1 protein-coding gene is annotated in these 1,182 nt (G+C 68.5%); it reads right to left on the bottom strand.

Going from position 1 to position 1,182, the window contains the following annotated elements:
- Positions 1 to 1,182, bottom strand: a 1,182-nt coding sequence (locus RUR49_RS17635; protein WP_409147716.1) for an ABC transporter substrate-binding protein, incomplete at its 5' end; no start/stop codon positions are given.

Below are 1,182 nucleotides of genomic sequence, written 5' to 3'. Positions count from 1 at the left end.
TCAGTTCCGCTTGATCTCGGCGAGCGGCAGGTTGCAGCAGGCGCTGTAGCGGACGCCGGTGATGTCCTTGCGGTGGGCGAGGATCATGTCCGGGCTGACGACGGGGATGATCACCCGGTCGCCGATCATCTCCAGCGCCACGGCGCCGAAGGCCGCTTCCTGCTGGTCGGCCGGGGCGGCGAGCGCCTCGGCGAGCAGCATCGGCTCACGCGGGTTCAGCATGTCCGGCGCGTTCTGGGCGATGTGCGAACGCTTCGACCAGGGCGTGCCCTCGTAGATGCCGAAGAACTGCACATACTGCGCGGAACCGTAATAGTCGGGCGCGTAGAACGCCGTCGTCACCGGAATGCCGTCGCCGAGCAGCCGCTCGCGCCACACCGCAAACGTCAGCGGCATCAGCTCGAGCTTGACGCCGACGGCGGCGAGGTCCTGCTGCACCTTCTGCATCAGGATCGAGAGGTCGACGCCATAGACGTTCATCGTCGGGAAGGCGGCTTCCAGCGTCACGTCGCCGTAGCCGGCACCGGCCAGCACCGTCTTCGCCTCTTCCGGGTTGCTCACCGGCATCGGCAGGTTGGAGGTGCCGGGGAAGCCGTTCGGGATCGGGGCCGCCTGCTTCTTGCCGGCGCCGCCGAGGGTGAACTCGATGATGCCGTCATAGTCGAGCGCCATGGCGAGCGCTGCGCGCACCTCGGCCGTCATCGGCGCCGGCAGGCCCTTGGCGCCGGGGCTGAAGGCGACATAGAGGAAGTTGAACGACGGCACCGTCGTGATCGTCACGTCGGGGCTGTTGACCGACTTCGCCGTGTCGGGGTCGATCTGCATGGCGATGTCGGCGGCGCCGCTCTCGAGCGCCTGGGCCTGCGCCACCGCGTCCTTGGTCTGGCGGATCACCACCTCGGCGAAGCCGGGCTTCTCGCGCCAGTAGTTGGTGTTGGCGTTGAAGCGAAGCTCCTCGTCGGGCTTCCAGCCACCGTTCACGTACGGGCCGCTGCCGGCGGAGTTGTCGCGGAACCAGCCCTCGGCCGGATCGTTCTCGGCGGCGATGGCACCGGCCGCAGCCGCCACGTCGCTGTTGACGACGCCCGTGTAGGGGGCGGTGAGGATCCCGAGGAACTCGGAGTTCGGGGCGGTCAGCTTGACGACGACGGTCTGGGCGTCGGGCGTCTCGATCGAGGCGAG

The organism is Pseudoxanthobacter sp. M-2 (genome assembly GCF_046156265.1).
GTDB lineage: Bacteria > Pseudomonadota > Alphaproteobacteria > Rhizobiales > Segnochrobactraceae > CAMDHY01.
The sequence above is the reverse complement of the archived record's forward strand: the minus strand, read 5'-3'. Positions and strand labels throughout refer to the sequence as shown.